The organism is Streptomyces endocoffeicus (assembly GCF_016741935.1).
In the GTDB taxonomy this organism is placed as follows: domain Bacteria; phylum Actinomycetota; class Actinomycetes; order Streptomycetales; family Streptomycetaceae; genus Streptomyces; species Streptomyces endocoffeicus.
On sequence record NZ_JAERRG010000012.1, the window covers coordinates 80822 to 95765 of the forward strand.

Annotated in this window: 11 protein-coding genes; 6 read left to right on the forward strand and 5 right to left on the reverse strand. The window is 72.6% G+C overall.

Translation table 11 applies throughout. The features are described 5' to 3' along the window. Positions 1 to 42: 42 nt before the first annotated feature. Positions 43 to 777 carry an SLATT domain-containing protein gene (locus tag JK364_RS27685; protein ID WP_201854043.1) on the forward strand — a complete coding sequence of 245 codons (735 nt, stop codon included), beginning with the start codon at positions 43 to 45 and terminating at the stop codon, positions 775 to 777. Between the two features lie 112 nt (positions 778 to 889). Here the strand turns inward: JK364_RS27685 and JK364_RS27690 are convergent, their stop codons facing one another. The 3 genes from JK364_RS27690 to JK364_RS27700 form a co-directional block, all read right to left on the reverse strand. After that, the gene (locus JK364_RS27690; protein ID WP_201854044.1) at positions 890 to 1540 is read right to left on the reverse strand and encodes a putative DNA-mimic protein; all 651 of its coding nucleotides are present in this window, start codon (positions 1538 to 1540) and stop codon (positions 890 to 892) included. Positions 1541 to 1682: 142 nt separating this feature from the next. Beyond that, the gene (locus JK364_RS27695) at positions 1683 to 2417 is read right to left on the reverse strand and encodes a GntR family transcriptional regulator (RefSeq protein WP_201854045.1); all 735 of its coding nucleotides are present in this window, start codon (positions 2415 to 2417) and stop codon (positions 1683 to 1685) included. A 187-nt stretch (positions 2418 to 2604) separates the two neighbouring features. Next, entirely contained in the window at positions 2605 to 3966 is a 1362-nt protein-coding gene (locus tag JK364_RS27700) for an aspartate aminotransferase family protein (RefSeq protein ID WP_201854046.1), read from the reverse strand. A 368-nt stretch (positions 3967 to 4334) separates the two neighbouring features. Between JK364_RS27700 and JK364_RS58135 the strand changes: the two genes are divergently transcribed. Together JK364_RS58135 and JK364_RS27710 are read left to right on the forward strand one after the other, a co-directional pair. Further along, positions 4335 to 7169: a serine/threonine-protein kinase gene (locus JK364_RS58135; protein WP_372461999.1), complete on the forward strand. Its 2835-nt coding sequence runs from the start codon at positions 4335 to 4337 to the stop codon at positions 7167 to 7169. 51 nt (positions 7170 to 7220) lie between these two features. Beyond that, a complete protein-coding gene (locus JK364_RS27710; RefSeq protein ID WP_201854047.1) occupies positions 7221 to 9029 on the forward strand; it encodes a protein kinase domain-containing protein in 1809 nt (602 codons plus the stop codon). A gap of 54 nt (positions 9030 to 9083) precedes the next feature. Here the strand turns inward: JK364_RS27710 and JK364_RS27715 are convergent, their stop codons facing one another. Continuing rightward, entirely contained in the window at positions 9084 to 10367 is a 1284-nt protein-coding gene (locus tag JK364_RS27715) for an adenylosuccinate synthase (RefSeq protein ID WP_201854048.1), read from the reverse strand. Between the two features lie 214 nt (positions 10368 to 10581). On the opposite strand from JK364_RS27715, the gene JK364_RS27720 reads away from it, so the two are divergent. Beyond that, positions 10582 to 11649: a hypothetical protein gene (locus JK364_RS27720; protein ID WP_201854212.1), complete on the forward strand. Its 1068-nt coding sequence runs from the start codon at positions 10582 to 10584 to the stop codon at positions 11647 to 11649. Between the two features lie 78 nt (positions 11650 to 11727). On the opposite strand, the gene JK364_RS27725 is transcribed toward JK364_RS27720, so the two are convergent. After that, positions 11728 to 12279, reverse strand: a complete 552-nt coding sequence (locus tag JK364_RS27725) for a GbsR/MarR family transcriptional regulator (RefSeq protein ID WP_201854049.1) — start codon at positions 12277 to 12279, stop codon at positions 11728 to 11730. A gap of 92 nt (positions 12280 to 12371) precedes the next feature. On the opposite strand from JK364_RS27725, the gene JK364_RS27730 reads away from it, so the two are divergent. Both JK364_RS27730 and JK364_RS27735 read left to right on the forward strand, forming a co-directional pair. Next, positions 12372 to 13289, forward strand: a complete 918-nt coding sequence (locus JK364_RS27730; RefSeq protein ID WP_201854050.1) for an ABC transporter ATP-binding protein — start codon at positions 12372 to 12374, stop codon at positions 13287 to 13289. Then, on the forward strand, positions 13286 to 14938 hold the full coding sequence (locus tag JK364_RS27735) for an ABC transporter permease (protein ID WP_201854051.1): 1653 nt from the start codon (positions 13286 to 13288) through the stop codon (positions 14936 to 14938). The genes JK364_RS27730 and JK364_RS27735 overlap by 4 nt, the downstream gene beginning before the upstream one ends. Positions 14939 to 14944: the final 6 nt, after the last annotated feature.

Consider the following 14944-nt stretch of genomic DNA (forward strand, 5'->3'; position numbering starts at 1 on the left):
AGCCGCACGCAGGAGAAACGCCGCCGCAGAGGGAGTCGCACGGTGAGTCAGCCGGAGATGCAGCCCGAGGGGCTCCCTCGGCAGGAGGGCGCGAGGAAACAGGGTGACCTGCTCGGCCGGCCCTTCCCGCACGGCGACTGGGGGGAGCCCGCGGAGCGGCTCGACGAGCTGTACCAGTGGGTCGAGGAGGGCGCGCTGGAGGTCGCCGGGTGGTACCTCGCCGACCGGGTGTGGAAGCGGCGGGCCGCCCGGGTGCTGCGGGCGGGGGCCGCGGTGGCGGGCGTCGTGGGGGCCGTACTGCCGCTGCTGGATCTGAACGGAACGCTGGACGGCGGCGCCGGATGGGGCGCGCTGGCGCTGCTGCTGGCGGTCGCGTGCGTCGGCGCCGACCGGTTCTTCGGGCTGACGTCCGGCTGGATGCGGGACGTGGCCACGGCGCAGGCGGTGCGGCGGCGGCTGGAGGCGCTGCAGTTCGACTGGGCGTCGGAGAGCGTGCGGGAGGTGCTGGGCCCGACCGAGGGCACCGCGAGCGAGGCCGTGGAGCGGTGTCTGTCGGTGCTGCGGCGGTTCTGCGAGGACGTGTCGGAGCTGGTGCGGGCCGAGACGGCGGGCTGGATGGCGGACTTCGGGTCCGGTTCCGCGCCGCTGGTCACGCAGTCGCTGATGGCCCAGGGCTCCCGCCCGGACAGCGGGAGCCCCGCGAGCCGCTTTCCGCTGCCGCCGGGCCCCGCCCGGCCCAATATGCCGCGGCAGCGTCCTCCCGAGCCGCCCCGCTGAGGACGGCCGCGGGGCCGTCGGAGACCTCGCCGAGGACGGCCGCGGGGCCTCCCGGAGACGGCGGTCAGCCCGGCGGTCAGCCCGGTGATCAGCCCGGCAGCCAGCCCGGTGGTCAGCTGAAGACGATCATCGAGCCCTGGCCGAGGCTGCGCGTCGCCGCCGCGTGCAGGCCCAGCCACACATGGCGCTCCCGCGCGAAGGGGCTGTCCTCGTACGGGACCGACGCCGCCGGTTCCTCCAGGCTCGTGGGGCGGGCCGGGGGCGCGGGGGCGGCCGGGGGGTTGGACGGGTCGATGCCGAGCGCCGGGGCGACCGCCTCCAGCTCGCGCAGCAGTCCATGGCTGGAGCCCAACGGGCCGCCGCCCTCGAGGAGTTCGTCGTTGGACAGCGGACTCTGGAAGTCGACGGGGACGTACGCGCCCGCGTGGTCGTAGTGCCACACCAGATGCGACTGCTGGGCCGTGGGCTCGAACATCTCCAGCAACTGCTCGTAGTCCCCGCCGAGTTCGTCCACCGGCGTCACCGCGAGTCCGCACATCTGCAGCAGATAGGCACGGCGGAGGAAGTGCAGCGCGTCGTAGTCGAAACCGGCCACCGGGGCGACATCCCCGGAGAGACCCGGCATATAGCTGAAGACGGGCACGGGCGGCAGACCGGCATCACTGAGCGCCTTGTCGTACGCGGCGATCTCTTCGGCGAAGGGGTTGTCGGGGCTGTGGCACAGCACATCGACGAGGGGGACCAGCCAGAGGTCACATGCCACGCGATCTCACTCTCGTATCCGTTGGGTCGATGGTCGGCCCAGCGTAATGCCCCACGTACGCGGCGCGAAGAGTGCAGGACCCCGGCCCTGGGGGGCCGGGGTCCATGGATCAGGGGGAGTTCGCGAAGAGTTCAGGGGGAGATCAGGGGGAGTTGACTTCCGGCTCGGTCCCCGTCCGGTTCCGCGAGCGCGTCTCCTCCCCCGCCACCAACCGCTCGATCAGCGCACGGAAATGCGCGTTGTACGCCGCTATGAGCCGCTCCGAGTCATGGGGATCCATCCGGGTGACCGCCGCCGTGAGCTCGCAGTGCCCCGTCCACAGCACACCCCGCAGATCGGGTACGCGCCGCAGGTACGGCACCGTGAACACCCAGGTCTGCACCCGCAGCCGCTGGAGGAAGTCCGACACGTACGGATTGCCGACCAGCCCGCAGATCTCCCGCCAGAAGCGCAGGTCGTAGCCGATGAGGATGTCCAGATCGCCGGAGCGGGCGGCCCGTTCGGCCTCCTCGGCCCGCCGCCGCACCGAGGCCAGCGCCTGCGGGGTCATGGTGCTCAGGGACCGGTCGCCGTAGTGCCGGAAGACGCCCTCCACCACCATCGTTCGGGCGTCCACCATGTGCCGGAAGTCCTCGATGGTGAACTCGTGGACCCTGAAGCCCCGGTGCTCCTCGACATCGAGCAGCCCCTGGGAGCACAGGTCCAGCAGCGCCTCCCGGACGGGGGTCGCGGAGACGCCGTACTGCTGGGCGATCTCCTTGACGGTGAACTGGCGCCCCGCAGGGAGCCTGCCCGCGAGCACCTCGTCACAGAGCGCGTCGGCGATCTGCTGCCGCAGGGTGTTCCGCTTGACCGGGCTGGTGCCGGGCACGGGCATCGAGGACCGTCTCCTTCCACGGCCGTCGGTGTAAGAAAGCGGACGGCCCTCGCATCACGATATGCGAGGGCCGTTGCGCGGAACACGCAGAGTGCGGCGGTGGTCTACACCGGGCAGCCGTCGGGCGGCGGTCGGGCGCCGGCCAGGGGGCAAACGGGCAGCGCCCGGAAGCCGGTACCGGCGGCCGCTACGCCGTGTGCGCGTCGGCCGCGTTCAGCGCCTCGTCCAGGATCGCCAGACCCTCCTTGGCCTCGGCCTCGGTGACGGTGCACGGCGGCACGACATGGGTGCGGTTCATGTTCACGAAGGGCCACAGACCGCCGCGCTTGCAGGCCGCCGCGAAGTCGGCCATCGGCTGGTTGTCCGCTCCGCCCGCGTTGTACGGCACGAGCGGTTCGCGGGTCTCCTTGTCCTTGACGAGGTCCAGCGCCCAGAAGACACCGAGGCCGCGCACCTCGCCGACCGAGGGGTGGCGCTCGGCGATCTCCCGCAGCGCGGGGCCGATCACGTTCTCCCCGATCGCGGCGGCGTTCTCCACGATCCCCTCCTCCGCCATCGCGTTGATCGTCGCGATGGCCGAGGCGCAGGCCAGCGGGTGGCCGGAGTAGGTGAGCCCGCCCGGGTAGGGGCGCTGGTCGAAGGTCGCGGCGATCTCGGCGGAGATCGCGACGCCGCCGAGCGGCACATAGCCGGAGTTGACGCCCTTGGCGAAGGTCAGCAGGTCCGGGGTGACGCCGAAGTGGTCGGCCGCGAACCAGTGGCCGGTGCGGCCGAAGCCCGCCATGACCTCGTCCAGGATGAACACGATGCCGTAGCGGTCGCAGATCTCCCGGACCCCGGCCAGATAGCCGGGCGGCGGGACCATGATCCCGGCGGTGCCGGGGATGGTCTCCAGGATGATCGCGGCGATGGTCTGCGGGCCCTCGAAGGCGATGGTGTCCTCGAGGTGGCGCAGCGCGCGCTCGCACTCCTGCTGCTCGCTGTCGGCGTGGAAGGGCGAGCGGTAGCGGAACGGCGCCCAGAAGTGCACCACACCCGCCGAGGCGGTGTCGGAGGGCCAGCGGCGGGGGTCGCCGGTGAGGTTGATCGCGGCGGCGGTGGCGCCGTGGTACGAGCGGTAGGCGGAGAGCACCTTGGCGCGGCCGGTGTGCAGCCGGGCCATGCGGACCGCGTTCTCCACCGCCTCGGCGCCGCCGTTGGTGAAGAAGATCTTGTCGAGGTCACCGGGGGTGCGCTCGGCCACCAGCCGCGCCGCCTCGGACCGCACGTCCACGGCGAACCCCGGCGCGATGGTGCACAGCTTCGCGGCCTGCTCCTGGATCGCGGCCACGACCTTGGGGTGCTGGTGGCCGATGTTGGTGTTCACCAGCTGGCAGGAGAAGTCGAGGTAGCGGTTGCCGTCGTAGTCCCAGAAGTACGAGCCTTCGGCGCCCGCGACGGCGAGGGGGTCGATCAGGCCCTGCGCGGACCAGGAGTGGAAGACATGCGCGCGGTCGGCGGCCTTGACGGCGGCGCCGGCCGCGTGGTCGGGGCTGGGCTGCACGGACACGTTCGTACCTCGGATCGCTCGCGGGTCGGGGCGGCACCAGCGTACGGACCCCGGCCCCGCGCCCGGCACCGACAGTCTGTCCGGGTTTCGGGTCGTACGCCGACATCCTGCCGGGCGGCGGGGGACCTGTGGCCGTCGGCGGTGGCCGGGGCAGGTGGCCGTCGCCGGTGGTCGGGGTGGGGCTGTCCGGATTTCGCTCCCGGCGGTCCCCTCCGGAGCCCCGGAATTCCGTTCTCCGGCTCGGGAGTGACACAGGACGGATACGGAACCGATAACGGATCGTCCGCGTCGTCCACTTCGCTCTCAGCCGCCCTTATTCTCTCCGGGGGGCTGATCAGGGGGATTCACGGGGAAGGGACGATCGACGCATGGAAGACCTGGGGGCCGAGGACCCTCGCTGGATCGGTGAGTACCGGCTGCTCCGGCGCCTTGGCGCGGGTGGCATGGGCCGGGTGTTCCTGGCTCATTCAGCACGCGGGCGCACGGTGGCGGTGAAGCTCGTCCAGACCGAGCTCGCCCAACAGGCCGAATTCCGGCGGCGGTTCAAACAGGAGGTGCGGGCCGCGCAGCGGGTCGGGGGCGCCTGGACCGCGCCGGTGCTGGACGCCGACACCGAGGCCGCCACCCCATGGGTCGCCACCGGCTACATCGCCGGTCCCTCCCTGCACGCGATCGTCGCCGAGTCGGGCCGGCTGCCCGAGCGGACCGTGCACATCCTGGCGCACGGCCTGACGCAGGCGCTCCGCGACATCCACGACGCCGGTCTGGTCCACCGCGACCTCAAACCGTCCAACGTCCTGGTCACCATCGACGGTCCGCGCGTCATCGACTTCGGTATCGCACGGGCGCTGGAGACCGTCACCGACGGCATCCTCACGCGCAGCGGCGCCGTCGTCGGCTCGCCCGGCTTCATGTCGCCCGAGCAGGTGCGCGGCGAGCGGGTCACCCCGGCCAGCGACGTCTTCTGCCTCGGCTCGGTGCTCGCCTACGCGGCGACCGGCCGTCAGCCCTTCGGCACGGCCGACAGCGGGGTGCACGCGGTGATGTACCGCATCGCCCAGGAGGAACCGGACCTGGGCGGGCTGCCGGAGGGGCTGCGGGACCTCGTCACCGACTGCCTGAAGAAGGCCCCGGACGACCGGCCCTCGCTGGAGGCGCTGCTGGAGCGTACGGCCGGGGCGGACGACGACGGCGAACCCTGGCTGCCGGGCACGCTCGTCGCCCAGCTCGGGCGGCACGCGGTGCAGTTGCTGGAGGTGGAGACGCCCGCCGGGCCGGGGGTGCCCGCGCGGCCCGCCGTACCGCCCGCGGCCGGGGCGACGGGCCCCGCCGTACCGCCGCCGCCCGCCGCGCCGCCGTCGGCCACGTCGTACCCCCTGGCCCCGGCGGAACCCCCCACACCCCCGCCACCGACCACCCCACCCCGCCCCTCGGCGGCGCCCCTCCCCCCGGCTCCGTCCACTCCGCCGTCGGCGGGCGCGGCGCAGGGCGGCCCGGCGCGGCCCGGCGAGCACCCGGCCGCGCCGCGGGCGGGCGAGGACCAGGGCGAACCCGACCAGGCCGCCGGGCCACCGGCGGGCGGCACACCGTCGGCCGACCCCCGCCGGCCCGCCGACCCGTCCGGCGCCCCGCAGGCCGAGGCGGCGGGGGGCTCCGCCGCCTCGCCCAACGCACCCGGTGGCGCCACACCCGGCGGACCGTCCGCCGCACCTCAGGCAGGCGCGGGGCAGGCCGAACCGGGCCACGGCGCCCCGCACGCAACACCCGGCGGACCTCCCGCGGCACCGCAGGCAGGTCCGCCGCAGACGCCCGGAAGCGCCACACCCGGCCACGGCGCCCCACACACCGCCGCACCCGGAACACCCGGCGGACCGTCCGCCGCACCGCACGCGGGCACACCGCACGCAGGCGCGCCCGGCCACGGCGCGCCCGGAAGCGCCACCCCGCCGCAGGCAGGCCCGGGTGCTGTCGCTCCCAACTCGCCCGGTTCCGCCGGGCCTTACGCCCCCGGGGCGTACGGCTACCCGTCGCCCGCCACGCCGCCGCAGGCGCAGGCACCGCAAGCGGGCGCGGAGGGTGAGCCGCCGACGCCCGCGCACGGCTTCGGGCCGCCCGCGGTCACCTCGTTCGGGGCGGCCGCCGGGTCGCCCTCCGCCGGGTTCGGCGGACCGGGCGGACCGGGTGGGCCAGGGGCGCCGAGCGGCCCCGGGGGCGGCTCGTCGCAGACGCCCCCGAAGCCGAACCGACGGCGCCGTAAGACGCTCATCGCCGTCTCCGCCGCCGTCGCCACCGCCCTCATAGCCGGGGTCACCGCGCTCGTCATCGTCAAGGGGAACGACGACAAGGGCGACCGGGCCAAGACCGACTACGACAAGATGACCCACACCGCGCCCACCCCGGGCGGATCGGGCGGATCGGGTGGATCGGGCGGCGGCAACTCCAAGGGCTCCGCCGGGGGTTCGGACGGCCCCGATCCGTCCGCGACCGAGCTGGAGACGTCGGGCGACGTGCCCACCGAGTATCTGGGCGCCTGGGAGGGCGAGATCAAGGAGAGCGGCGAGTCGACCGGCAAGATCCGCCGGGTCGTGCTCTCGCAGGGGCCGGTCGGCGCGGTCGTCGCCGAGACCCTGACCTCCGACTCGGACTCGTTCTGCCAGGACTCCGCCAAGCTCAAGTCGGTGGACAGCCTGCTCCTCATCGAGGACGAGGAGGTCGCCACCAGCATCCCCGAGGACAGTTGCAGCGCGGTCGGCGAGCAGACGCTGCGGCTGGGCAACGACGGCACCCTCGCCTGGAGCACCACGGACGGCTCCTCCGAGGCGACGCTGCGCCCCTCCAAGAGCGGCGGCAAGCCCATCCCCTCCGGGTACGTGGGCACTTGGCTGGCCAAGGACGCGTTCGGGAAGCCCGACGCCACGTTGAAGATCACCATCAAGCAGGGCGCGATCGGCTCCGTGGTGGGCCAGGAGGTCGCGGACAGCAAGAAGTACCACTGCGAGGGTGACCGGATCCTGGCCTCGGTGGAGAAGGGACTGGTCCTCAGCCCTTCGAAGTTCACCGGGGGGACTCCCAAGAATCTCTGCGGACCCGGCACGTCACTCACGTTCACATCTTCCGGACATGACAAGCTGCGTGTCGAATATGACGACCCGGACGATTACAGCGATGAGACGATGACACAGACGTTCACCCGCCTCGACTGATCGGCCGATCGGCAGAGGGACTATCGGCACAGGGACAGGAGCCACACCGCGATGGAGAACCTCGGGGCCCAGGACCCGCGGTGGATCGGCGAGTACCGACTGCTCGGCAAGCTGGGCGAGGGTGGAATGGGGCGGGTCTATCTCGCCCGCTCCGCCCGCGGCCGCACCGTGGCGGTGAAGCTCGTACAGGCCGAACTCGCACGCCAGGCGGACTTCCGCAGCCGCTTCAAACGGGAAGTGGAGGCCGCGACACGGGTCGGCGGCCAATGGACCGCGCCGGTGCTCGACGCCGACACCGATGCCGAGGTGCCCTGGGTGGCCACCGGCTACATCGGCGGTCCGTCCCTGCACAGCGTCGTGGCCGAGGACTTCGGGGCGCTGCCCGAGCGCTCGCTGCGGATCCTGGCCCACGGACTGGCCCTCGCGCTGCGCGACATCCACGGCGCCGGGCTGATCCACCGCGATCTGAAACCGTCCAACATCCTTGTCACGATCGACGGTCCGCGCGTCATCGACTTCGGCATCGCGCGCGCCCTGGACGCCGTGGGCAGCACCACGGGCGGCAATCTGACGACGACCGGCGCGGTCGTCGGCTCGCCCGGGTTCATGTCGCCCGAGCAGGTGCGCGGGGAGCCGGTCACCGCCGCGAGCGATGTCTTCTGCCTCGGCTCGGTGCTCGCCTTCGCCGCCACCGGACGTCAGCCCTTCGGCAACCTGGACAGCGGCATCCACGCCCTGATGTACCGAATAGCCCAGGAGGAGCCCGATCTGGCGGGGCTCCCGGAGGGGGCGCTCGGGATGGTCACCGCGTGCCTGGAGAAGGACCCGGCCAAGCGGCCTTCGGTGGACGAGTTGGTGGCCGCCACCCAGCCGGTGGCCGATGACGGCGAGCCCTGGCTGCCGGGCGGACTGCTCGCCCGGCTGGGGCGGGACGCGCTCCAACTGCTGGAGGTGGAGGCCGAGAACGCGCAGCCGGACTCCCTGACGCCGCCGCAGAGCCCGTCGGCGTACGGCCACCCCCAGCCCGGCCCCGGTCCGCACACACCGCCCGGTCCCCACACACCGCCGGGTCCGCACACACCGCCCAGCCCGTATGCCTCCCCGTCCGCGTACGCGACGCCCCAGGCGCACGGGTACGCGATGAACGCCCAGCCCTGGCAGGGCGGCTATCAGGCGCCGGTCGGCTACCCCGTCTCCGGTACGAGGCTGAAGCCGATCCGGGGTCTGGCCACCGCGCTGCTGAGCATGTTCGGCGTCTGGATGGTGCTGACCCTGCTCGACATGGCGCTGAACATCTCGCTGCTCGACACGTACAGCGGCGAACCCGACATGCTCTCCGGCAAGGCCAGTGACATCGATTCGCTGGGCAGCGGCATCGGTGTCGCCGTGTGCGTGCTCGCCGTGCTGTGGCTGGTCTGGTTCCGGACCGCGTACATCAACTCCACGGTGCTGAGTCCCGGGCGGCCGCGGTTCGGCAGTGGCTATGCCGTGGGCGCCTGGTTCATCCCGGTCGCCCAGCTGTGGCTGCCCAAGCAGATCGCCAACGACATCTGGACCGCCAGCACTCCCCCGGCGCCCGGACGTCACGGACGCGCGGTGCTGCACTGGTGGTGGACGGGTTTCGTGGTCATGTTCCTGATGTTCCCGGTGCACGGGGCCAGCGAGATCGTCAGCGACAGCGGCAGGGCGGAGCGGTTCGGCGTCATCGTCAACATCGCCGACGACGCCATCGGCCTCCTGGCGGCGGTGCTGGCCATCGGCGTGGTGCGGCGGATCACCAAGATGCAGGAGCGGCGGGCCGCGCAGCCCGTCGGCCAGGCGCAGCAGCCCGCCGGGGTGTTCGGCCCGCCCGCGGCGTAGTGACGCCGAGGCGCGGGCCGCGCTTCCGCCGTGGCCCGCGCTCCCGCCGAGGGATCAGAGGAACGAGTTGATCTGGATGGTCTCGTCACGGCCCGGCCCGACGCCGATGGCCGAGATCGGGGCGCCCGACATCTCCTCCAGCGCCTGGACGTACTTCTGCGCGTTCTTCGGCAGCTCGTCGAAGCTCTTGGCCTGGGTGATGTCCTCCGACCAGCCCGGCAGCGTCTCGTAGATCGGCTTGGCGTGGTGGAAGTCGGTCTGGCTGTACGGCAGCTCCTCGACGCGCTTGCCGTCGATCTCGTACGCCACGCACACCGGGATCCGCTCCCAGCCGGTGAGCACGTCCAGCTTGGTGAGGAAGAAGTCGGTCAGGCCGTTGACCCGGGTCGCGTAGCGCGCGATGACCGCGTCGAACCAGCCGCAGCGCCGGTCGCGCCCGGTGGTCACACCGCGCTCGCCGCCGATCGTGCGCAGCTTCTCGCCGTCCTCGTCGAGGAGCTCGGTGGGGAACGGGCCCGCGCCGACGCGGGTGGTGTACGCCTTCAGGATGCCGATCACGCGGCTGATCTTCGTCGGGCCCACTCCGGTGCCGGTGCAGGCGCCGCCCGCGGTCGGGTTGGAGGAGGTGACGAAGGGGTACGTGCCGTGGTCGACGTCGAGCAGGGTGCCCTGCCCGCCCTCGAAGAGCACGACCCGGCCCTGGTCGATGGCGTTGTTGAGCAGCAGGGTGGTGTCGGCGACATAGCCGCTCAGCGGGTCCGCGTAGCCCAGCAGTTCCTCGACGACCTGGTCGACCGCGATGGCGCGGCGGTTGTAGAGCTTGGCCAGCACCTGGTTCTTGTTGTCCAGGGCCGCCTCGACCTTCTGCCGCAGGATCGACTCGTCGAAGAGGTCCTGGACCCGGATGCCCACCCGGTTGATCTTGTCCGCGTAGGCCGGGCCGATGCCACGGCCGGTGGTGCCGATCTTCCGCTTGCCGAGGAATCGTTCCGACACCTTGTCGAGGGTCGTGTGATACGGCGTGATCAGATGAGCGTTACCGCTGATCAGCAGCTTGGACGTATCGACGCCGCGGTCGGCGAGACCGCTCAGCTCGGAGAGCAGGACCGCGGGATCCACGACGACGCCGTTGCCGATGACCGGGGTACACCCGGGCGAGAGGATTCCGGACGGGAGGAGGTGCAGCGCGTACTTCTGGTCGCCGACCACCACCGTGTGGCCCGCGTTGTTACCGCCCTGGTAGCGCACTACATAATCCACGGAGCCACCGAGCAGATCGGTGGCCTTTCCCTTGCCCTCGTCACCCCACTGAGCACCGAGCAGCACAAGTGCGGGCACAGGCGTACACCCCTTCCGGGCGGGGCATGTCCAACGTGCATGGTGACGTGCGCCACCACAAGAGCCGTCGAACCGGTGCCCCGGATAGACGAAGCCCCTGGCGCAACAGCGACAGGGGCTCTTGCACCGAGAGATTACCTGAGGAAGGACCGAGGTGTCGGCTCCAGATCCCCGGCCCCCTGCGCCGGACACCGCCCGGGGGCGCCCGCTGCTCATGGTCATCGACCCCAACGCCCGCCGCACGGACGGGGAGTCGGTGCGGATCGCGAAGGATGTGCTGTGTGCGGGCGCGCAGACGAAAATCTGCCTGCCGGACGGCCCGGAGGAGGTCGAGCGGGCGCTGGCCCGCCGGGGTGCCCGCCGGCCGGTGCTGGTGGGCGACGACCGCGCCCTGCTGCGGATGGTGGAGCTGCTGCACCGGCGGCGGGAGCTGGCGGACGCCGCGCTGTCGGTGGTCCCGGTCGGCGGCTCCGCCACGGTCGCCCTGGCCCATTCGCTCGGGGTGCCGACGGACGCGGTCGCCGCGGCCCGTACGGTCCTCGACGGGACCGCGCGCCCGCGTGACCTGCTGGTGGACGAGAGCGGTGGAGTGGTCCTCGGCGGTCTGCGGATCCCCTCCGGGCTCGCTCCTTACGGTGCGCACGACGGGATGCCGGGCGGCGGTCGCGGCGCGGCGGCCGGGCTTGACGGAATGGATGGAACGGACGGGACGGACGGGACGGACGGGCACGGCCCGGGGCCGCACGGCGACGGGACGAGGGGCCGGGACTGCGGCTGCGACCCTTGCGTCCACGACCGCCGCCGGGCCGAGGACGGCGAGGACGGCCGGGACGGCGCGGGCCCGCCCGGCCATGACCGGGAGGGCCCCGACGGTCAGAGCGACGGCCAGCGGCCGTGGTGGAGCCCGGCGGCCCGCACCGCCCGCACCGCGCTGACGCTGCTCTCGCTCCCCGTGATCGGCCTGTCGGGCGGCGCCCGGCGCCCGGCGCATCCGCCGCCGCAGCGGCTGCGGATCGAGGCGGACGGGGTGCTGCTGACCGATCTGGACCGGCCGGTGGAGCGGGTCTCGGTCTCGACGGCCGCGCCGGGCGGCGGGCTGGCCGAGATCGTGGTCCACCCCCACGCGGCGGGCGGCCCGCTGCGCACCCGGGCACGCGCCGTCACCGTCTCCGGCCCGGACTTCCGCTACCACGCGGACGCGCTGATCCGCGGCCCGGTCCGCAGCCGCACCTGGACGGTCCTGGCCGAGGCCTGGAGCCTGATGCTCCCCCACCGCCCTTGAGCCCCACTCGCGCCGTCCCGGGGCCCGGTGGGGCCGGGCGGCGCGGGCGGGCCGGGCCGGCCGTCAGCCCGCCGGCCGTCAGCCCGCTTCGGTCTCGCGGGCCTCGGCGGCGCGGCGCTCGGCCTGCTGGGCGCGCCAGCGCTGGAGCATCTTGGGCAGCTCCCGCTGGACGAACTCGAAGAAGTCGGCGGTCTCGGTGATCCGCAGCCCCGCCGGGGTGCCGGGGCCGAGCACCTTCGCGCCGTCGCGCATGGTGCTCTCCCAGCGGGCGACAATCTGGTCGCGGCGGGTCAGCGTCTCGTACCAGACCTCGTTGTAGAGCCGGTAGCGATCGCGGCGGGAGCCCGGCTCGCGCTCCCGCACCACCATGTCCACCTGCGACAGATAGCGGATCGCGCCCGAGACCGCGGCCGGGCTGATCCGCAGCCGCTCGGCGAGCTCCGCCGAGGTGAGCGCCCCGGAGTCGGAGACGAGAAGCGCCGCGAAGACCCGCGCCGCCATGCGCTGCATCCCGGCCTCGGCCAGATCGGCCGCGAACCGCTCGACGAACCTGGACACCGCCGCCTCGTCACGCGCCGCTTCACCGCGCGTGTCATCGGGCGCGCCCCCCGGTTCGATCGTCTCCCTCACCGCTTCATCATCTCCTCTCTTCGTCACATCATCATAAGTTTATATGGTTCCTTAACTTCACAAATTTGTGAAACTAGCGTAGCTTCGAAATCATGAAAACGGCAATCTCCGTGTCCGGCCTCCACAAGTCCTTCGGCCGGACCCACGCATTGGACGGCCTCGACCTCGAAGTCGAGGCAGGTGAGGTCCATGGCTTCCTCGGGCCCAACGGCGCCGGGAAGTCCACGACCATCCGGGTCCTCCTCGGTCTGCTGCGTGCCGACTCCGGTGCGGTGCAGATGCTCGGCAAGGACCCCTGGCACGACGCGGTCGACCTCCACCGCCACATCGCGTACGTCCCCGGGGACGTCACCCTGTGGCGCAACCTGAGCGGTGGAGAGGTCATCGACCTGTACGGACGGCTGCGCGGCGGGCTGGACACCGCACGCCGCGCCGAGCTCCTGGAGCGGTTCGAGCTCGATCCCACCAAGAAGGGCCGTACGTACTCCAAGGGCAATCGCCAGAAGGTCGCCCTGGTCGCCGCGTTCGCATCCGAAGTGGAGCTGCTGATCCTCGACGAGCCGACCTCCGGGCTCGACCCGCTCATGGAGGAGGTCTTCCGCGAGTGCGTCGCCGAGGAGCGCGACCGCGGTCGTACGGTGCTGCTCTCCAGCCACATCCTCAGCGAGGTCGAGGCGCTCTGCCGGAGGGTGAGCATCATCCGCAAGGGCCGGCGGGTGGAGTCCGGCACCCTCACCGAGCTGCGCCATCTGACCCGTACGTCGGTGACCGCCGAGCTCGCCGGCGAGCCCAACGGCCTGTCCGGCCTCCCCGGTGTGCACAACGTGGACATCCAGGGCAGCCAGGTCAAGCTCCAGGTCGAATCCGACAAGATGGACGCCGTACTGCGGCAGCTCACCCAGGTCGGGGTGCGCAGCCTCATCTCCACCCCGCCCACCCTGGAAGAGCTCTTCCTGCGCCACTACCAGGACGACATCGCGGGCACGGAAGCCGAGGCGATCGCCCGATGACCGCCGTAGCCGACACCCGGGTCTCCCCCCACACCCGCGGATCGGCCCACGATCTGGCGGGCACGGGCACGCTGCTGCGGCTCGCCCTGCGGCGCGACCGGATCATGATGCCGGTGTGGGTGCTGTGCCTGGGGCTCACGGCCAGCAGCACCGTCGGCCGTCTGAAGAGCGCGTACGACACCCCCGCCCGCCGCGCCAATCTCGTCGATGACATGAACGGGAACGGCTCGACCCGGGCCCTGTTCGGCGCCGCCTTCGACGACACGCTCGGCGCGCTCACCGTCTGGCGCGTGGGTGCCTTCCTTACGGTCTTCGCCGCGATCATGAGCCTGCTCATCGTGATCCGGCACACCCGTGAGGAGGAGGAGACCGGCCGCCAGGAGGCGCTCTCCGCGGGCATGGTCGGCCGCCGCGCGGGGCTCACCTCGGCCCTGCTCGCCGTGGCCATCGCCAACGGCGCGGTGACCCTGCTCATCGCGGGCAGCCTCGCGGGCCAGGGCGGCACCGGCGCGCTGGCCCTCGGCCTCGCCGTCGGCCTGTCCGGTATGGCCTTCGGCGGTCTGGCCGCCGTCGCCGCCCAGCTCACGGAGAACGCACGGCTGGCCCGGGGCCTGAGCTCCGCCGCGGTCGGCGTCGCCTTCGTGCTGCGCATGGCGGGTGACGCCGCCGAGGACGGCAGCAAGGGCTCCGGCCATGTCCTGGTCTGGCTCTCGCCGCTGGGCTGGGCCGAGTACGCCCGGCCGTACGCGGACGAGCGCTGGTGGCCGCTGCTGCTGATCGCGGTGCTCGCCGCGGCCTCGATCGCCCTCGCGTACTCCCTCGCCGGGCGTCGCGACGTGGGCGCCAGCTTCTACGCCAGCCGTCCCGGCCCCCCGGCCGCCGGCCCGCTGCTGAGCGGGGTCTACGGCCTGGGCTGGCGGCTGCAGCGCGGTGCCCTGTTCGGCTGGGCCGCGGGCATCGTCTTCGCGGGCGCCATCTTCGGAGGCATCTCCGACGGTGCGAACGACTTCCTCGGCGACAGCGACAAGACCCGCGACATCATCCAGCGGATGGGCGGCGCCCAGGGGCTCAACGACGCGTTCCTGGCCGCCATGGTCGGCGTCCTCGGCACCATCCTCACCGTCTACACCACCACCTCCGTGCTGCGGGTGCGCAGCGAGGAGACCGACCAGCGCGCGGAGCCCCTGCTGGCCAACGCCGTCGGCCGGCTGCGCTGGGCCGGGAGCCACCTGGTCATCGCGTACCTCGGCCCGGTCGTCATCCTCGCCATCGGCGGTCTGGCGCTGGGGCTGGGCTACGGCATCGCGGCGGGCGATCTGACCGATCAGCTCCCCCGCTGCCTCGGTGCCACCCTCGCCCAGCTCCCGGCGCTCTGGGTGCTCACCAGCGTGACGCTCTTCCTCGTGGGCGTGGTGCCGAAGTACTCGGCCGCGGCCTGGGCCTTCGTCGGCTGGGTGGTCGCGCTGGGCTGGATGGGCCCGGCGCTGGAGCTGTCCGATTCCGTCATGGACACCTCACCCTTCAGTCATCTGCCGAAGCTGCCGGGCGACGACGTGACGGCAGCGCCGTTCCTGTGGCTGCTGCTCCTCTCGGCCGTTCTCGCCGCCGGAGGACTGGTGGGCATGCGCCGCCGTGACATCGGCGGCTGACCCCCG

Coding starts and splice junctions, on each gene's coding strand:
- JK364_RS27735 (WP_201854051.1), top strand. CDS start 13,286: ATGACCGCCGTAGCCGACACCCGGGTCTCCCCCCACACCCGCGGATCG.
- JK364_RS27710 (WP_201854047.1), top strand. CDS start 7,221: ATGGAGAACCTCGGGGCCCAGGACCCGCGGTGGATCGGCGAGTACCGA.
- JK364_RS27730 (WP_201854050.1), top strand. CDS start 12,372: ATGAAAACGGCAATCTCCGTGTCCGGCCTCCACAAGTCCTTCGGCCGG.
- JK364_RS27720 (WP_201854212.1), top strand. CDS start 10,582: ATGGTCATCGACCCCAACGCCCGCCGCACGGACGGGGAGTCGGTGCGG.
- JK364_RS58135 (WP_372461999.1), top strand. CDS start 4,335: ATGGAAGACCTGGGGGCCGAGGACCCTCGCTGGATCGGTGAGTACCGG.
- JK364_RS27695 (WP_201854045.1), bottom strand. CDS start 2,417: ATGCCCGTGCCCGGCACCAGCCCGGTCAAGCGGAACACCCTGCGGCAG.